General features: G+C 55.4%; 13 protein-coding genes and 1 pseudogene. 7 read left to right on the forward strand and 7 right to left on the reverse strand.

Annotation, left to right across the window (positions count from 1 at the left end):
* Window positions 1–48 precede the first annotated feature (48 nt).
* A complete protein-coding gene (locus tag FN037_RS09760) occupies window positions 49–1170 on the forward strand; it encodes a cupin domain-containing protein (RefSeq protein ID WP_138361208.1) in 1122 nt (373 codons plus the stop codon).
* Between the two features lie 167 nt (window positions 1171–1337).
* Here FN037_RS09760 and pepT read toward each other — a convergent pair whose 3' ends face one another.
* Window positions 1338–2567, reverse strand: a complete 1230-nt coding sequence (gene pepT, locus FN037_RS09765; RefSeq protein WP_138361206.1) for a peptidase T — start codon at window positions 2565–2567, stop codon at window positions 1338–1340.
* 257 nt (window positions 2568–2824) lie between these two features.
* Between pepT and potA the strand changes: the two genes are divergently transcribed.
* The 4 genes from potA to potD are packed head-to-tail and all read left to right on the forward strand — an operon-like array spanning window position 2825 to window position 6627.
* Window positions 2825–3961, forward strand: coding sequence for a spermidine/putrescine ABC transporter ATP-binding protein PotA (gene potA, locus FN037_RS09770; RefSeq protein ID WP_138361205.1), 1137 nt, complete (start codon window positions 2825–2827; stop codon window positions 3959–3961).
* Window positions 3945–4802, forward strand: coding sequence for a spermidine/putrescine ABC transporter permease PotB (gene potB, locus FN037_RS09775; protein ID WP_138361204.1), 858 nt, complete (start codon window positions 3945–3947; stop codon window positions 4800–4802). Before potA ends, potB begins: the two co-directional genes overlap by 17 nt.
* The gene (potC, locus tag FN037_RS09780; protein ID WP_138361203.1) at window positions 4799–5584 is read left to right on the forward strand and encodes a spermidine/putrescine ABC transporter permease PotC; all 786 of its coding nucleotides are present in this window, start codon (window positions 4799–4801) and stop codon (window positions 5582–5584) included. Before potB ends, potC begins: the two co-directional genes overlap by 4 nt.
* Window positions 5581–6627, forward strand: a complete 1047-nt coding sequence (potD, locus tag FN037_RS09785; RefSeq protein WP_142502113.1) for a spermidine/putrescine ABC transporter substrate-binding protein PotD — start codon at window positions 5581–5583, stop codon at window positions 6625–6627. The genes potC and potD overlap by 4 nt, the downstream gene beginning before the upstream one ends.
* A 60-nt stretch (window positions 6628–6687) precedes the next feature.
* Here potD and cobB read toward each other — a convergent pair whose 3' ends face one another.
* The 6 genes and pseudogenes from cobB to FN037_RS24765 all read right to left on the reverse strand — a co-directional run.
* Window positions 6688–7518 (reverse strand): Sir2 family NAD+-dependent deacetylase, encoded by an 831-nt coding sequence (cobB, locus tag FN037_RS09790; RefSeq protein ID WP_138361201.1) that lies wholly within the window; start codon window positions 7516–7518, stop codon window positions 6688–6690.
* 14 nt (window positions 7519–7532) lie between these two features.
* Complete coding sequence (gene nagK / locus FN037_RS09795) at window positions 7533–8444, reverse strand: N-acetylglucosamine kinase (protein WP_138361200.1); 912 nt, start codon at window positions 8442–8444, stop codon at window positions 7533–7535.
* A 48-nt stretch (window positions 8445–8492) separates the two neighbouring features.
* Window positions 8493–9737 (reverse strand): lipoprotein-releasing ABC transporter permease subunit LolE, encoded by a 1245-nt coding sequence (gene lolE / locus FN037_RS09800; protein ID WP_138361199.1) that lies wholly within the window; start codon window positions 9735–9737, stop codon window positions 8493–8495.
* Window positions 9737–10438: a lipoprotein-releasing ABC transporter ATP-binding protein LolD gene (gene lolD, locus FN037_RS09805; RefSeq protein ID WP_142502114.1), complete on the reverse strand. Its 702-nt coding sequence runs from the start codon at window positions 10436–10438 to the stop codon at window positions 9737–9739. The genes lolE and lolD overlap by 1 nt, the downstream gene beginning before the upstream one ends.
* The gene (gene lolC / locus FN037_RS09810; RefSeq protein ID WP_138361197.1) at window positions 10431–11630 is read right to left on the reverse strand and encodes a lipoprotein-releasing ABC transporter permease subunit LolC; all 1200 of its coding nucleotides are present in this window, start codon (window positions 11628–11630) and stop codon (window positions 10431–10433) included. Before lolC ends, lolD begins: the two co-directional genes overlap by 8 nt.
* Before the next feature lie 200 nt (window positions 11631–11830).
* Window positions 11831–11896, reverse strand: a pseudogene (locus FN037_RS24765) (hypothetical protein); the annotation flags it as partial.
* Window positions 11897–11935: 39 nt separating this feature from the next.
* Here FN037_RS24765 and mfd point away from each other — a divergent pair.
* Window positions 11936–15382: a transcription-repair coupling factor gene (mfd, locus tag FN037_RS09820; protein ID WP_142502116.1), complete on the forward strand. Its 3447-nt coding sequence runs from the start codon at window positions 11936–11938 to the stop codon at window positions 15380–15382.
* A 164-nt stretch (window positions 15383–15546) separates the two neighbouring features.
* A complete protein-coding gene (locus FN037_RS09825) occupies window positions 15547–16506 on the forward strand; it encodes a L,D-transpeptidase family protein (RefSeq protein ID WP_142502117.1) in 960 nt (319 codons plus the stop codon).
* The last annotated feature ends 131 nt before the right edge of the window (window positions 16507–16637 follow it).

Raw genomic sequence — 16637 nt, forward strand, 5'->3', positions numbered from 1 at the left:
GCTCTATCCGTTATAATCCCTGACAGACACCTGCTATGGAATATAAATATGGATTATCAATTAACGCTTAACTGGCCCGACTTTATTGAACGCTACTGGCAAAAACGCCCGGTGGTCCTGAAGCGGGGCTTTACCAATTTCGTCGATCCGTTAAGCCCGGACGAGCTGGCAGGACTGGCTATGGAGAGCGAAGTCGACAGCCGCCTCGTCAGTCATCAGGACGGTAAATGGCAGGTCAGTCACGGTCCGTTTGAGAGCTACGATCATCTGAGTGAGAATAACTGGTCGTTACTGGTACAGGCGGTAAATCACTGGCACGAACCGACGGCGGCGCTCATGCATCCTTTCCGCGCCCTGCCCGACTGGCGCATTGACGATTTGATGATCTCCTTTTCCGTTCCCGGCGGTGGCGTCGGCCCGCATCTCGATCAATATGATGTGTTTATTATTCAGGGCACCGGCCGCCGCCGCTGGCGCGTAGGCGAGAAAGTGCCGATGAAGCAACACTGCCCGCATCCGGACCTGCTGCAGGTAGACCCGTTTGACGCCATTATTGATGAAGAGATGGAGCCAGGCGATATTCTTTATATTCCGCCAGGATTCCCGCACGAAGGCTATTCGCTGGAGAATTCGCTTAACTATTCGGTTGGCTATCGCGCGCCTAACGCCCGCGAGCTGTTCAGCGGCTTTGCCGATTATGTTCTGCAACGGGAACTGGGTAGCCAGCGCTATGCCGATCCCGATGTGCCGTCGCGCGATCATCCGGCAGATATTCTGCCATCAGAGCTGGATCGCCTGCGCGATATGATGCTGGACTTAATTAACCAGCCGGAGCACTTTACGCAGTGGTTTGGCGAGTTTATCACCCAGTCCCGTCACGAACTGGATGTTGCGCCGCCCGAACCACCGTACCAGCCGGATGAGATATACGATGCCCTGCAGCAGGGGGATACACTCTCGCGCCTCGGGGGGCTGCGCGTGCTGCGCATTGATGGCGAGGTGTTCGTCAATGGCGAAAAAATTAACTCTCCGCACCGCCCGGCCCTTGATGCGCTGGCAACCCACCTGACGCTGAAAGCTGAACACTTCGGCGATGCGCTGGAAGATCCGTCCTTTCTCGCCCTGTTGGCCGCGCTGGTCAACAGCGGCTATTGGTTCTTTGGGGACTGAGGCATCTGTATCTGTTTTGCCCGGTGGCGGCTTGCGCCTTACCGGGCCTGTGGGACGGAGTTCGAGGTTGAGAACCGAATCGTCTGTTTTGCCCGGTGGCGGCTCACGCCTTACCGGGCCTGCGGGAAGCATGGGATAAGCACAGCGCAAGCCGGTGAAAACAACCGTCACTCGCCTCGTTTTGCCGTCAGTTCGGCAATGCGCACAATCACCTGCACCGCTTTCTCCATGCCTTCCAGAGTCACAAACTCATGCTTGCCGTGGTAGTTATAACCGCCGGTAAACAGATTCGGACACGGTAGCCCCATAAACGAGAGCTGCGCGCCGTCGGTGCCGCCGCGAATTGGCTTCATCTCCGGCTCAATCTGGCAGTCAACCATCGCCTGACGGGCAATCTCCACCACATGTGGGTGCGCCATCACCTTCTCATGCATATTGTAATAACTGTCCTCAATCACCAGTTCAATATAGCAATCCGGGTGTAACCCTTTGCCGACTTTTTTGGCAATCTCCATCATTTTTCGCTTGCGGGCTTCAAACTGCTTACGGTCAAAATCGCGAATAATATAGTGCATATCGGCCCGGTCGACCGTGCCTTTGATACTGGCCAGATGATAGAAGCCCTCGTAACCTTCGGTGGTTTCCGGCGCTTCATCGGCAGGCACCTCGGCATGAATGCGCGCCGCCAGCGACAGCGCATTGACCATCACCCCTTTCGCCGTGCCGGGGTGAACATTGTTACCGACAATTTTAATGGTCACCGACGCGGCGTTAAAGTTTTCGAACTCCAGCTCGCCGACACCGCCGCCATCCACGGTATAGGCCCAGCGAGCGTCAAACGCGGCAACGTCAAAATGCTTCGCCCCTTTGCCCACCTCTTCATCCGGAGTAAAGGCCACCCGGATATCGCCGTGGGGAACGTTTTTCGCCTTTAACGTCGCCAGCGCGGTCATAATTTCAGCGATCCCCGCTTTATCATCAGCGCCAAGTAGCGTTTTCCCCTCGGTGGTAATCAGCGTCTGACCGAGCAACTGATGCAGAACAGGAAACATCACCGGTGAGAGCACCTCATCACCGATCCCAAGAGCGATATCGCCGCCGCGGTAGTTTTCTACGATCTGCGGATTGACGTTCTTGCCGCTAAAGTCAGGCGACGTGTCAACGTGGGAAATGAAGCCAATGGGCGGAATATCGCCCGCGACGTTGGCCGCCAGGGTGCCCATGACCGTCCCTTTCTCACTTAGCGTCACATTGACAAGTCCCATTTCTTGCAGCTGAGTCTGAAGCAGACGTAATAGTTTCCACTGCCCTTCCGTGCTCGGTACCTGACGCACGCCGGGCTTCGACTGCGTGTCCAAAGAAACGTACTGTAAAAAACGCTCAAGCAATTTATCCATGTAGCCACCCTCTTCTCTTGTGACAACATTATTGATAAGCCGGACAAGACAAATATTGCGTCAGGTCATTTTTAGCCCGGCAAATGAGAATTTAATACATTTCGCACAATAATGTTGTAAAGGTCGGTCATCATGGTGCATCAATCATTGGCGATTATAGACGTTTGCCGTAGAATGCGGGCCCTTATTATTCTATGCGCAACCCCAAAGGTGGTTAACCACAAACCCCGCATCGGTCAGCTTTCCGTTGCGTCTACATGGGACAGAGTCAAAAATTGAATATGCAACCGCGTTCGCGTGCGCCGCTGGTTCAACTGGCGGAAATTAGCAAAAGCTTTGATGGTAAAACGGTAATATCCAACCTCAATCTGACCATCAACAACGGTGAGTTTCTCACCCTGCTTGGCCCCTCCGGCTGCGGTAAAACCACCGTTCTTCGTCTTATTGCCGGGCTGGAAAATGTCGATAGCGGCCGAATCCATCTCGAAGATCAGGATATCACCCAAATCCCGGCGGAAAATCGCCATGTCAACACCGTATTCCAGAGCTATGCCCTGTTTCCGCACATGACGGTATTTGAGAACGTCGCGTTTGGTCTGCGTATGCAGAAAACTCCGGCGGCGGAAATCACCCCGCGCGTCCACGAGGCCCTGCGGATGGTGCAGCTTGAAGCGTTCGCCCAGCGTAAGCCGCACCAGCTCTCCGGCGGGCAGCAGCAACGTGTGGCGATTGCCCGGGCCGTGGTCAACAAACCCAGCCTGCTACTACTTGATGAATCGCTCTCCGCCCTCGATTACAAACTGCGCAAGCAGATGCAAAACGAGCTCAAAGCACTGCAGCGTAAACTCGGCATCACCTTCGTCTTTGTCACCCACGATCAGGAAGAGGCACTGACCATGTCCGACCGTATTGTGGTGATGCGCGATGGCAAAATCGAGCAGGACGGTACGCCGCGCGAAATCTATGAAGAGCCGAAAAATCTGTTTGTCGCCAGCTTTATTGGCGAAATTAACATCTTCAGCGCCACGGTCATCGAACGTATTGACGAACAGCGGGTCCGCGCCAGCGTTGAAGGCCGCGAATGTAATATTTACGTCAACTTCGCCGTTGAAAAAGACCAGCGCCTTAACGTCTTACTGCGCCCGGAGGACCTGCGCGTCGATGAGATCCATCACGCGAATGAAGCCGATGGCCTGATCGGCTATATCCGCGAACGCAACTATAAAGGCATGACGCTGGAGTCGGTGGTCGAACTGGAAAACGGCAAGATGGTGATGGTCAGCGAATTCTTTAACGAAGACGATCCCGATTTTGACCACTCTCTCAATCAGAAAATGGCGATTAACTGGGTAGAAAGCTGGGAGGTTGTGCTGGCCGATGAAGAACACAAGTAAATTCCAGAGTGTGGTGATCGCCACTATCGTGGGCTGGCTTGTGCTGTTTGTCTTTCTGCCCAACCTGATGATCATCGCCACCAGTTTTCTGACCCGCGACGATGCTAATTTCGTCAAACTGGTCTTTACGCTGGACAACTACGCGCGCCTGCTCGACCCGCTCTATTACGAGGTACTGCTGCACTCGTTAAATATGGCTCTGCAGGCGACGCTGGCCTGCCTGGCGCTGGGCTATCCTTTCGCCTGGTTTCTGGCAAGGCTGCCGGAGAAAGTGCGCCCCCTGATGCTGTTTCTGCTGATCGTACCGTTCTGGACCAACTCGTTGATTCGTATTTATGGACTAAAGATTTTTCTCAGCACCAGAGGTTATCTCAACGAATTCCTGCTGTGGCTGGGCGTTATTGATACACCAATACGCATCATGTACACCCCTTCAGCGGTGATTTTAGGTCTGGTCTATATTCTGCTGCCGTTTATGGTGATGCCGCTCTATTCCAGCATTGAAAAGCTCGATCGTCCGCTGCTGGAAGCAGCAAAAGATTTGGGCGCCAACAAGCTGCAAACCTTTATCCGCATTATCATTCCGCTGACCATGCCGGGAATTATTGCCGGCTGCCTGCTGGTGATGCTCCCGGCAATGGGGCTGTTCTATGTTTCCGACCTGATGGGCGGAGCGAAAAACCTGCTGATTGGTAACGTGATTAAGAGCCAGTTTCTTAACATTCGCGACTGGCCGTTCGGCGCGGCAACCAGCATTACGTTAACGCTGGTAATGGGTCTGATGTTGCTGATTTACTGGCGTGCAGCGCGTCTGCTTAATAAAAAGGTAGAGCTGGAATGATCGGTCGACTGCTGCGCGGCGGCTTTATGACCGCCATTTACGCGTATCTCTATATTCCCATTATTATTCTGATCGTTAACTCTTTTAACAGTTCGCGATTCGGCATCAACTGGCAGGGCTTCACCGCCAGGTGGTATAGCCTGCTGATAAACAACGACAGCCTGTTGCAGGCGGCGCAGCACTCGCTGACCATGGCGGTGTTGTCGGCAACTTTCGCGACGCTTATCGGCTCCCTGACCGCCGTAGCGCTGTATCGCTATCGCTTTCGCGGCAAGCCGTTCGTTAGCGGGATGTTATTTGTAGTGATGATGTCACCGGATATCGTGATGGCCATTTCGCTTCTGGTGCTGTTTATGCTGATCGGTATTCAACTGGGCTTCTGGTCGCTGCTGTTTTCGCATATTACTTTCTGCCTGCCTTTCGTGGTGGTCACGGTGTTTTCGCGCCTGAAAGGCTTTGATGTGCGAATGCTGGAAGCTGCGAAAGATCTCGGCGCCAGCGAGCTGACTATTCTGCGGAAAATCATTTTTCCGCTGGCGCTGCCCGCTGTGGCTGCGGGCTGGCTGCTGAGCTTTACCCTGTCGATGGACGACGTGGTGGTCTCGTCGTTCGTTACCGGGCCGGGTTATGAGATCCTGCCGCTAAAAATTTATTCAATGGTCAAAGTTGGGGTATCGCCAGAGGTTAATGCGCTGGCGACCATTCTGTTGGTTCTGTCGCTGGTGATGGTTATTGCCAGCCAGTTAATTGCACGTGATAAAACTCAGGGGACGTTAAAATGAAAAAATGGTCGCGCCACCTGCTCGCTGCAGGCGCTCTGGCAATCGGGATGAGCACCGCGCATGCGGACGATAGCAAAACGCTCTATTTCTACAACTGGACCGAATATGTTCCGCCGGGGCTGCTGGAACAGTTCACCAAAGAAACCGGCATTAAGGTTATCTATTCGACCTACGAGTCGAACGAAACCATGTACGCCAAGCTCAAAACCTACAAAAACGGCGCCTATGACCTGGTGGTGCCTTCCACCTATTTTGTCGACAAAATGCGCAAAGAAGGCATGTTGCAGAAAATCGACAAGAGCAAACTGAGCAACTTCAGCAATCTCGATCCGCAAATGCTCAATAAACCCTTCGACCCGAATAACGACTACTCGATTCCCTACATTTGGGGAGCAACGGCGATTGGCGTTAATAGCGATGCTATCGACCCGAAGACCGTGACCAGTTGGGCCGATCTCTGGAAGCCGCAGTATAAAAACAGCCTGCTGCTGACCGATGACGCACGCGAAGTATTCCAGATCGCGTTACGTAAACTGGGCTATTCCGGCAATACCACCGATCCCAAAGAGATCGAAGCGGCTTATAACGAGCTGAAAAAGCTGATGCCAAACGTGGCGGCGTTCAACTCCGATAACCCGGCGAACCCGTATATGGAAGGTGAAGTAAATCTCGGCATGGTATGGAACGGCTCCGCCTGGGTCGCGCGCCAGGCCGGTACGCCGCTGGAAGTGGTGTGGCCGAAAGAAGGCGGTATTTTCTGGATGGATAGTCTGGCGATTCCGGCCAACGCCAAAAACGTCGACGGCGCGCTGAAGCTGATCAACTTCCTGCTGCGTCCGGAAATCGCCAAACAGGTAGCAGAAACTATCGGCTACCCGACGCCAAACCTTGCCGCGCGTAAAATGCTGAAGCCGGAAATCGCCAACGATAAATCGCTCTACCCTGATGCCGCGACCATTCAAAAAGGCGAATGGCAGAATGACGTCGGCAGCGCCAGCGCCCTGTACGAAGAGTATTATCAGAAGCTGAAAGCGGGTCGCTAGTTACCGGCAAAATCTGCGCGAAAGGCTCACGCCCTTCGCGCCTAAAAGCGCGTTGTGTGGTTACCCGGCTATCTCTTTCAGCAGTTTATCCACATAACGCGGTACTTCCTTGCTCGCCAGGCCGTAATGCTTCTCTTCAAACTCGCTGCCCACCTGGCTTGGCTCAAGATTTAGCTCAACCGTATGGGCGCCCTGCAGCCGCGCTTCATGAACAAAGCCTGCCGCCGGATAGACGTGCCCGGAGGTGCCGATGGCAATAAAAATATCAGCTTCGGCCAGCGCCAGATAAATTTCATCCATATCCAGCGGCATCTCTCCAAACCACACTACATGCGGACGCAACGGCGCCGGGAACTGGCAGCAGTGGCACTTGTCATCCGCCGTCACATCGCCGGTCCACTCCAGTACCTGTCCGCTCCACGAACAGCGCACCTTCAGCAGCTCGCCGTGCATATGAATCACCCGACGGTTGCCGGCGCGTTCATGCAGATTATCGATATTCTGGGTGACCAGCAGAAAACGGTCACCCAGCGCCTCTTCCAGCCGCGCCAGCGCCTGATGCGCCGCGTTAGGCACGATATCCGGGCTTTGCAACTGGCGACGACGAGCGTTGTAAAACGCCTGCACCAGCGCCGGGTCGCGAGCGAAGCCTTCCGGCGTCGCCACATCTTCAACCCGATGCTCTTCCCAAAGGCCATCGGCGGCGCGGAAGGTTTTAATTCCCGATTCCGCCGAAATACCCGCCCCGGTCAGCACCACTACTCTTGGTTTTTCCATCGTTGCTAAAGTCTCCTTATCTTCGCCGAAAAAAATCCGCTGACGCAGACGGTCATGTAACCGACGTTTGTTGCGGCGAAATCGACTTAATCGATGTAAGCGGCGCGACTGCATAGCTACCTCTGTCATTAATGAGTCAGATGAAGAAAAGCCGCTCCGCGCATGCCGCCGGCATCACCATGACGCGCACGCTCTATACGCGGCGCGCTGGCGACCGGAAGCAAATGTCGCGGCAGGCGCTGCGCCAGTCCTTCTGTAATTGCAGTAAAGTTAGACAATCCTCCGCCAAGCACCAGCAGATCCGGGTCGACAATGGTTAAAATATTTCCCAGGCAGACCGCCAGCAGGTCGAGATAGCGCTCAACGTGCTCATGTGCTTTTGCGTCCCCCTGCTGCCAGAGTGCAACAATCTCTGGCGAGGTGAAGGATTGTTGATAAAAATAGTCGTACAGCCAGGCGAAACCACGGCCAGAAAGGTAATTTTCAATGCAGCCCAGTTGACCGCAGCCGCAGCGGACCAGTGGAAAATCACGTCCTACCACGTCCAGCGCATCTACAGGCAGACGGATATGACCAAACTCGCCGGTGATATAGTGATGCCCGGTAATCGATTTACCGTTAAGCACCAGACCACCGCCGACGCCGGTGCCAAGAATCAGCCCCATGACCAGCGGATACCGGGCAAATTCATCATCCCAGGCTTCGGAGAGCGCAAAACAGTTAGCATCGTTATCCAGACGCGCGTCGCGCCCCAGACGTTCGCTCAGATCGGCCCGCAATCGCCTGCCGCTGGCCGCGGGCACATTAGCGGCATACAGCGTGCCATCTTCCGTTTCCGGCATTCCAGGAATACCGATTCCCACCGAACCCTGGCAGCCAAAACGCTGGTCGGCCTCCTGAACCAGCGCTTCTATCGCCTGTAAAAATGCCTCATAGCTCGCTTTCGGTGTGGCGACGCGTTTTTCCCACCGTAGTCGCCGCGCTTTATCAAAAACGCCTAACGCTATCTTGCTGCCGCCGATGTCAAATCCATAGTACATTTCAGCAATTCCTCTTGAGTCGTCAGCAACGCTGACGATGACGATAAATTACTGGCCGCTCAGCACCCTCGCCGGGTCAATACGGCTGGCGCGGCGGGCGGGATACCAGCTGGCCAGCAAACTCAGCAACAGTGCCGTCACCAGCACGTAAACGACATCCAGCCAGTGCAGTTCAGACGGCAGGAAGTCAATAAAATAGATGTCGCCGGAGAGGAATTTATGCCCGATCACAGCCTCAATACCGTTAATCATCGCCGTCAGATTAAGTGCGGAGATAACGCCAATCGCTGCGCCAATCAGGCTCCCTACCGAACCGGCAAGTAAACCATACCATACGAAAATCGCGCGGATCAGGCCGTCTTTCGCGCCAAGCGTTCGCAACACCGCAATGTCGCCGCTTTTATCTTTCACCGCCATCACCAGGGTAGAGACGATGTTAAAGCAGGCGACGCCAATCACCAGCACCATCGCCAGATACATAATGGCGCGGATCATTTGAATATCGCGATACATATAACCATAGGTGCCTATCCAGCTCTTGATGTACACATAATTGTTGGTCACTTCGCCGGCATCGCGCACCAGCGTATTGGCATGGAAGACGTCAGTCACTTTAATGGCGATACCGGTTACGCTGCTGCCCATATCAAGATACTGCTGCGCATCCTGCATCGGAATCATGGCAAAACTATGATCGAGCTGGCCGCTAAGTTGCAAAATACCGGTGACGTGAAGTCTGACACGCTTTGGCTGCAGCAGCTGATGCTCAGCGTCGGCGTTGGGGATCATGATGGAAATCCAGTCGCCCTGCTTAACATGCAGCGCGTCGGCGACGCCTTTACCAAGGATCACCTGCTGTTCACCGGCTGTAAAGCTGGCCCAGGCGTTATTCTGCACAAAATGGGGTAATGCGCTGAGGCGACTCTCCTGCTGCGGATCGACGCCTTTCACCTGAATTGCGCGCATGTTACTGCCGCTCTCCACCAGTCCGGTGAAGTTGATATAGGGGGCGGCAGCAACAATACCTTTCACCTTTTCAACCCTGGCGAGCGCATCCTGCCAGTTATTCCACGGCTGCTTAACCGGTTCAATTTCGCCGTGCGGCACGACCGCCAGAATGCGGTTGTTCAGCTCGCGCTCAAAGCCGTTCATCGCGCTCAGGCCAACAATCAGCACCGCGACGCCCAGCGCGATGCCGATGGTGGAGATAACCGAAATCAGCGATACCATCCCGCCGCGCCGCCGTCCACGGCTAAAGCGCAGGGCAATCAATAACGATAACGGAGAAGCCATTACTCGGCCCCCATCAGGGAAAGGGTATCGGTCAGACGCCCGTCGCGCATCTCCAGCTGACGACCCATGCGTTTTGCCAGTTGCAGATCATGGGTAACCACCAGAAATGCGGTGCCCTGCGCCGCATTCAGTTCACCGAGCAGTTGAAAAATACTGTCGGCATTACGGGCATCAAGGTTACCGGTAGGTTCATCCGCCAGCACCAGACGCGGTTTATTGACCAGCGCGCGCGCAATGGCGACCCGCTGGCGCTCACCGCCTGAAAGCTCGGACGGGCGGTGGCCGCTGCGGTGCTCAAGCCCGACAGCGTGCAGCATCGCTTTCGCCTGACGCTCAATCTCCGCCGCTTTCTGCTTACCAATCAGCAGCGGCATCGCCACGTTTTCCAGGGCGGTAAAATCGGGCAGCAGATGGTGAAACTGATAGATAAATCCCAGTTCACGGTTGCGCAGGTCAGCACGGGCGGCGGCAGAGAGCTGGCTCATCGGCTGGCCGGAAAAGATAACATCGCCGGCGGTCGGCGTATCCAGCCCGCCAAGCAGATGTAACAGGGTACTCTTGCCGGAACCGGAGGAACCGACAATCGCCATCATCTCACCCTCTTCAATGCTGAAGCTGACATTATGCAACACGTCGGTGTGTACGGTGCCTTCCTGATAGCGTTTGCACAGGTTGTCGCATTGCAGCAGGATCTTATTCATAACGTAAAGCCTCAGCGGGTTGAGTGGCGGCAGCGCGCCATGAAGGATACAACGTAGACAGTAATGCCAGGACCATCGCCACCAGGGCAATCACAATCACCTGCAGCGGCTCAATGGCCACCGGCAGCGCGGCACCGTCAAGAAACGCGCCGATAATCGGCATCAGATTATTTAACTGGCTGGCAAGCAGCGTGCCGAGCCCGGCGCCCAGCAGCGCGCCGACGATGCCAGCGCTGGCCCCCTGGACCATAAAGATCAGCATAATCTGCCGCGGAGTCAGGCCCAGAGTCTGCAAAATCGCCACTTCTCCCTGTTTCTCCATCACCATCATTCCCAGCGAGGTAATGATGTTAAACGCGGCAACGGCGACGATCAGGCTCAGCAGCAGGCCCATCATATTTTTTTCCATCCGTACGGCCTGAAACAGTTCGCCCTTACGCTCGCGCCAGTCCTGCCATTTGGTGCCTGCCGGCAGCGTCTGCTGGCTCAGGGTATCGACCTGTAAAGGATGACTCAGCCACAGACGCCAGCCGGTAATATTACCCAGCGGGTAACGCATCAGGCGCGAGGCGTCGTCAATATTGGTCAACATCTGATAGCCATCGACTTCACTGTTGGCAGCAAAGGTGCCGATCACATTAAACAGACGCTGGCTGGGAACCCGCCCCATCGGCGTGAACTGGCTGGCGGAAGGCACCATCACGCGAATCTGGTCGCCGCGATTAACCCCCAGTTGCCCTGCCAGTTGCTCACCGAGGATCACGTTATATTTTCCTGGCTGCAGATCGCTCTGCTTCACGTTAACCAGATATGGCGTCAAAGGATCTTTTTGGGCCGGATCGATCCCCAACATCACGCCAACCGCCACGCTGCGGGCGCTTTGCAGCACCACATCGCCGGTGGTTAACGGCGCAATACGGGTAACACCCTGTAATTTAACGGCGCTTTCCGGTAGCTTCTGCGGGTTCAGGGACCCATTCTGGGCGCTAAGAATGGCCTGCGGCATCAGCCCCAGGATGTTATTTTGCAGTTCACGTTCAAAGCCGTTCATCACCGACAAAACGGTGACCAGCGCCATCACGCCAAGCGTAATGCCAATGGTCGAGAGCCAGGAGACGAAACGACCGAAGCGGTCGGCTGCGCGGCCGCGCATATAGCGGAGGCCGATAAAAAGTGCGGCAGGTTGATACATGTAATCCATCTGATTGCTGATAGCCGATGCCCGAGTATATAAGCGATTATGGACAGCGTAAATGTCTGATACCTGACGGTTTTATTAGCAATTGGTCTATAAACATAATAAAAACATAAGGATAGTAAGGTCAGTGCTGATTTATCTTTACGCTTATCAGAGTCCGTTACATTTTTGCCCGCAACATAACACTGGCGATACGGGTTGGCGAATCCGGATCGATCGCGGATAATCACCCTATTGAATATCAGCGAGTTGCCCTCCATATCGGCAAAGCGAATCCCCAAGAGACTATGATACCGTCTATGCCTGAACAATATCGATACTCCTTGCCGGTTAACGCTGGCGATCAGCGCCAGCTCGGCGAACTTACCGGCGCGGCCTGCGCCACTCTGGTGGCGGAAATGGCCGAACGCCATCGTGGTCCGGTGGTTCTGATTGCCCCCGATATGCAAAATGCCCTGCGTCTGAATGATGAAATCAGCCAGTTTACCGACAGCATGGTGGCGGGCCTGGCGGACTGGGAAACGCTCCCCTACGACAGTTTCTCCCCGCATCAGGACATCATCTCTTCTCGCCTCGCGACCCTGTACCAGCTACCGACGATGGAACGCGGCGTATTAATTGTCCCGGTCAGCACGCTGATGCAGCGCGTCTGTCCGCATAATTTTCTCCACGGCCACGCGCTGGTGATGAAAAAAGGTCAGCGTCTGTCGCGAGATGCGCTGCGCGCCCAACTGGATAGCGCCGGCTATCGTCACGTCGACCAGGTCATGGAGCACGGCGAATATGCTACGCGCGGCGCATTGCTCGACCTGTTCCCTATGGGCAGCGAACAGCCTTACCGCCTCGATTTTTTCGATGACGAAATCGACAGCTTGCGTCTGTTTGACGTTGATAGCCAGCGCACGCTGGAGGAAGTCGCCAGCATCAACCTGCTTCCGGCGCACGAGTTCCCGACCGACCAGGCGGCCATAGAGATCTTCCGCAGCCAGTGGCGCGACCGTTTTGAGGTGAAACGCGACGCCGAACATATTTATCAGCAGGTCAGTAAAGGCACGCTGCCTGCGGGGATCGAATACTGGCAGCCGCTGTTCTTTAACGAGCCGCTGCCGCCGCTATTCAGTTATTTCCCGCCGAAGACGTTAATCGTTAACACCGGCGATCTGGAGGCCAGCGCCGAACGCTTCCACAATGAAATCCGCGCGCGTTTTGAAAATCGCGGCGTCGACCCGATGCGTCCGCTTCTGCCGCCGGAACAGCTATGGCTGCGCTGTGATGAACTGTTTAGCGAGCTGAAAAAATGGCCGCGCGTACAGCTCAAAACGGAACGTCTGGCGGATAAAGCCGCCAATACCAATCTTGGTTATCAAACCTTACCCGAACTGGCGATTCAGGCGCAGAGCAAAGCGCCGATGGATAACCTGCGTCGGTTCCTTGAGTCCTTCAGCGGGCCGGTTATTTTTTCCGTAGAGAGCGAGGGGCGTCGCGAAGCGCTGAGTGAAATGCTGGCGCGAATTAAAGTGGCGCCAAAACATATTTTGCGCCTTGAAGAGGCGACTGGTGACGGACGCTATCTGATGATTGGCGCGGCTGAGCATGGCTTTATCGACAGCCAGCGTAATCTGGCGTTGATTTGCGAAAGCGACATGCTGGGTGAGCGCGTCGCCCGCCGCCGTCAGGATTCGCGACGCACGATTAACCCGGACACCTTAATCCGTAATCTGGCGGAACTGCATATCGGCCAGCCGGTGGTACATCTTGAGCATGGTGTCGGGCGCTACGCGGGCATGACAACGCTTGAAGCAGGCGGCATCAACGGCGAATACCTGATGCTGACCTACGCCAACGATGCCAAACTGTACGTACCGGTTTCATCTTTGCATCTGATCAGCCGTTACGCCGGTGGCGCGGAAGAGAATGCGCCGCTGCATAAGCTGGGCGGCGATGCGTGGGCGCGGGCGCGCCAAAAAGCGGCCGAGAAAGTGCGCGATGTCGCCGCTGAGCTGCTGGATATCTACGCCCAGCGCGCGGCGAAAGAAGGCTACGCATTTAAACATGATAAAGAGCAGTATCAGCTATTCTGCGACAGCTTCCCATTCGAAACCACGCCCGATCAGGCGCAGGCCATTAACGCCGTCTTGAGCGATATGTGTCAACCACTGGCGATGGATCGCCTGGTCTGCGGCGATGTCGGCTTCGGCAAAACCGAAGTGGCTATGCGTGCCGCCTTTCTGGCGGTCGAAAACCATAAGCAGGTGGCAGTGCTGGTGCCCACCACCCTGCTCGCCCAGCAGCACCTCGATAACTTCCGCGATCGCTTCGCTAACTGGCCGATACGCATTGAGATGCTTTCACGCTTTCGTAGCGCCAAAGAGCAGGCGCAGATCCTCGAACAGGTGGCGGAAGGGAAAATCGATATTCTTATCGGCACCCATAAGCTGCTGCAGCCGGACGTAAAGCTGCGCGATCTCGGTCTGTTGATTGTTGATGAAGAGCACCGCTTTGGCGTACGTCACAAAGAGCGTATCAAAGCGATGCGCGCCAACGTCGATATCCTGACCCTGACCGCCACGCCAATCCCGCGAACCCTGAATATGGCGATGAGCGGCATGCGCGACCTGTCGATTATCGCCACGCCGCCCGCCCGTCGTCTGGCAGTCAAAACCTTCGTTCGCGAATATGACGCGCTGGTGGTTCGCGAGGCGATCCTGCGTGAGGTGCTGCGCGGCGGCCAGGTCTACTATCTCTACAATGATGTGGAAAATATCCAAAAAGCGGCGGACAGGCTGGCTGAACTGGTGCCGGAAGCGCGTATCGCCATCGGCCACGGGCAGATGCGCGAGCGCGAGCTGGAACGGGTGATGAACGATTTCCATCATCAGCGCTTTAACGTGCTGGTGTGTACCACCATTATTGAAACCGGGATCGATATTCCAACCGCCAACACCATTATTATCGAGCGCGCCGATCACTTCGGTCTGGCGCAGTTGCACCAGTTGCGCGGTCGCGTTGGGCGCTCGCACCATCAGGCCTACGCCTGGCTACTGACGCCGCATCCAAAAGCCATGAGCACCGATGCGCAAAAACGCCTTGAGGCTATCGCTTCGCTGGAAGATCTTGGCGCCGGATTCGCGCTGGCAACCCACGATCTTGAAATTCGCGGCGCCGGTGAACTGCTGGGTGAGGATCAGAGCGGTTCCATGGAAACCATTGGCTTCTCGCTGTATATGGAGCTGCTGGAAAACGCCGTTGATGCGCTGAAAGCCGGACGCGAGCCATCGCTGGAAGATCTCATCAGCCAGCAAACCGAAGTGGAACTGCGCATGCCGTCGCTGCTGCCGGACGACTTTATCCCGGACGTGAATACCCGCCTGTCGTTCTATAAGCGCATTGCCAGCGCGAAGAGCGAAAATGAGCTGGAAGAGATCAAGGTCGAGCTTATCGATCGCTTTGGCATGTTGCCGGACCCGGCAAGAAACCTGCTTGATATTGCCCGGTTACGTCAGCAGGCGCAGAAACTGGGGATCCGTAAGCTGGAGAGTAACGAAAAAGGCGGCATCATTGAGTTCAACGAGAAGAATAACGTTAATCCACTATGGTTAATTGGCCTGCTGCAGAAACAGCCTCAGCACTACCGGCTGGATGGCCCCACGAGGCTGAAGTTTATGCAGGATCTTACTGAACGTAAAATGCGAATGGACTGGGTGCGCCAGTTTATGCGCCAGCTGGAAGAGAACGCCGCTGCATAGGGGTATCCGGGATACGGTATTCCGTATCCCGGTCCGTTCCCCGTCACTAGCGGAAAAATTTACAAACATTTTGCACTCTTCCGGCACTTCCTGATACTCGCTACGCCATAATGCAGTGACTTTGCGTATAAAAATAAATGGTTAGTGATTATGGAGTTAGGGTGATGAAACGCTGCTCACGCATTTCCGTCTGGCTAAGGATGATAGCCATTACCGCCACGCTGGCGCTACCCGCGCACGCCAGTACCTGGCCACTTCCCCCGCCCGATAGCCGTCTGGTCGGACAAAACCAGTTTCACGTCGTTGAGAATAACGGCGGCTCTCTCGAAGCCATCGCCAAAAAATACAACGTGGGTTTTCTGGCTCTGCTACAGGCCAATCCCGGCGTTGATGCTTACGTTCCACGCGCCGGTAGCGTGCTGACCATTCCGCAACAGACCCTGCTGCCCGATACCCCGCGCGAAGGATTGGTCATTAATCTGGCTGAACTTCGTCTCTACTACTATCCGCCGGACAGAAATGAGGTCACCGTTTACCCGATTGGCATTGGTCAGTTGGGCAGCGATACCGTCACTCCGACGATGGTTACCACCGTCTCGGATAAACGCGCTAACCCCACCTGGACGCCAACGGCCAATATCCGCGCCCGTTATAAAGCAATGGGCATTGAACTACCTGCCGTGGTACCCGCCGGACCCGATAACCCGATGGGCCATCACGCCATTCGTCTGGCGGCATACGGCGGCGTGTATCTGCTGCATGGCACCAACGCGGATTTCGGTATTGGTATGCGCGTTAGTTCCGGCTGTATCCGCCTGCGCGATGACGACATTAAAACGCTGTACAACGAAATAACGCCGGGAACAAAAGTCACGATTATTAATACGCCAGTGAAGGCTTCCGTTGAGCCCAACGGTACCCGGCTGGTGGAAATTCATCAGCCGCTGTCGAAGCATATTGATGACGATCCGCGAACGCTGCCGATGACGCTTGACGACAGCATGCAGGCTTTTAAACAGTCGCCGTTAACCGATGAAGAGGTGATGGTGCGCGCCATGGCGCTGCGTTCAGGAATGCCGGTTGACGTCACCCGCGACGATTACGTTACCCAACAGTCGCTATAGGTCACGATTCCACAGACTTTCATCGTCTGTCTGCTACCTTGCCGGATGAAGCCCGCCGCCTGTTCAGCGCCATAAAAACAGGCGGCCTTCATCGGCCTTCGAGCCCATGCGCGGAAACACGATATCGCTTT

The organism is Klebsiella sp. 2680 (genome assembly GCF_900198535.1).
Classification (GTDB): Bacteria; Pseudomonadota; Gammaproteobacteria; order Enterobacterales; family Enterobacteriaceae; genus Klebsiella; species Klebsiella indica.

Bases quoted from the DNA above. Each gene is read 5' to 3' on its own strand.
- FN037_RS09825 (WP_142502117.1), top strand. From the start codon at position 15,547: ATGAAACGCTGCTCACGCATTTCCGTCTGGCTAAGGATGATAGCCATT.
- lolE (WP_138361199.1), bottom strand. From the start codon at position 9,737: ATGGCTTCTCCGTTATCGTTATTGATTGCCCTGCGCTTTAGCCGTGGA.
- nagK (WP_138361200.1), bottom strand. From the start codon at position 8,444: ATGTACTATGGATTTGACATCGGCGGCAGCAAGATAGCGTTAGGCGTT.
- mfd (WP_142502116.1), top strand. From the start codon at position 11,936: ATGCCTGAACAATATCGATACTCCTTGCCGGTTAACGCTGGCGATCAG.
- potD (WP_142502113.1), top strand. From the start codon at position 5,581: ATGAAAAAATGGTCGCGCCACCTGCTCGCTGCAGGCGCTCTGGCAATC.
- FN037_RS09760 (WP_138361208.1), top strand. From the start codon at position 49: ATGGATTATCAATTAACGCTTAACTGGCCCGACTTTATTGAACGCTAC.
- potC (WP_138361203.1), top strand. From the start codon at position 4,799: ATGATCGGTCGACTGCTGCGCGGCGGCTTTATGACCGCCATTTACGCG.
- cobB (WP_138361201.1), bottom strand. From the start codon at position 7,518: ATGCAGTCGCGCCGCTTACATCGATTAAGTCGATTTCGCCGCAACAAA.
- lolD (WP_142502114.1), bottom strand. From the start codon at position 10,438: ATGAATAAGATCCTGCTGCAATGCGACAACCTGTGCAAACGCTATCAG.
- potA (WP_138361205.1), top strand. From the start codon at position 2,825: ATGGGACAGAGTCAAAAATTGAATATGCAACCGCGTTCGCGTGCGCCG.
- potB (WP_138361204.1), top strand. From the start codon at position 3,945: ATGAAGAACACAAGTAAATTCCAGAGTGTGGTGATCGCCACTATCGTG.
- lolC (WP_138361197.1), bottom strand. From the start codon at position 11,630: ATGTATCAACCTGCCGCACTTTTTATCGGCCTCCGCTATATGCGCGGC.
- pepT (WP_138361206.1), bottom strand. From the start codon at position 2,567: ATGGATAAATTGCTTGAGCGTTTTTTACAGTACGTTTCTTTGGACACG.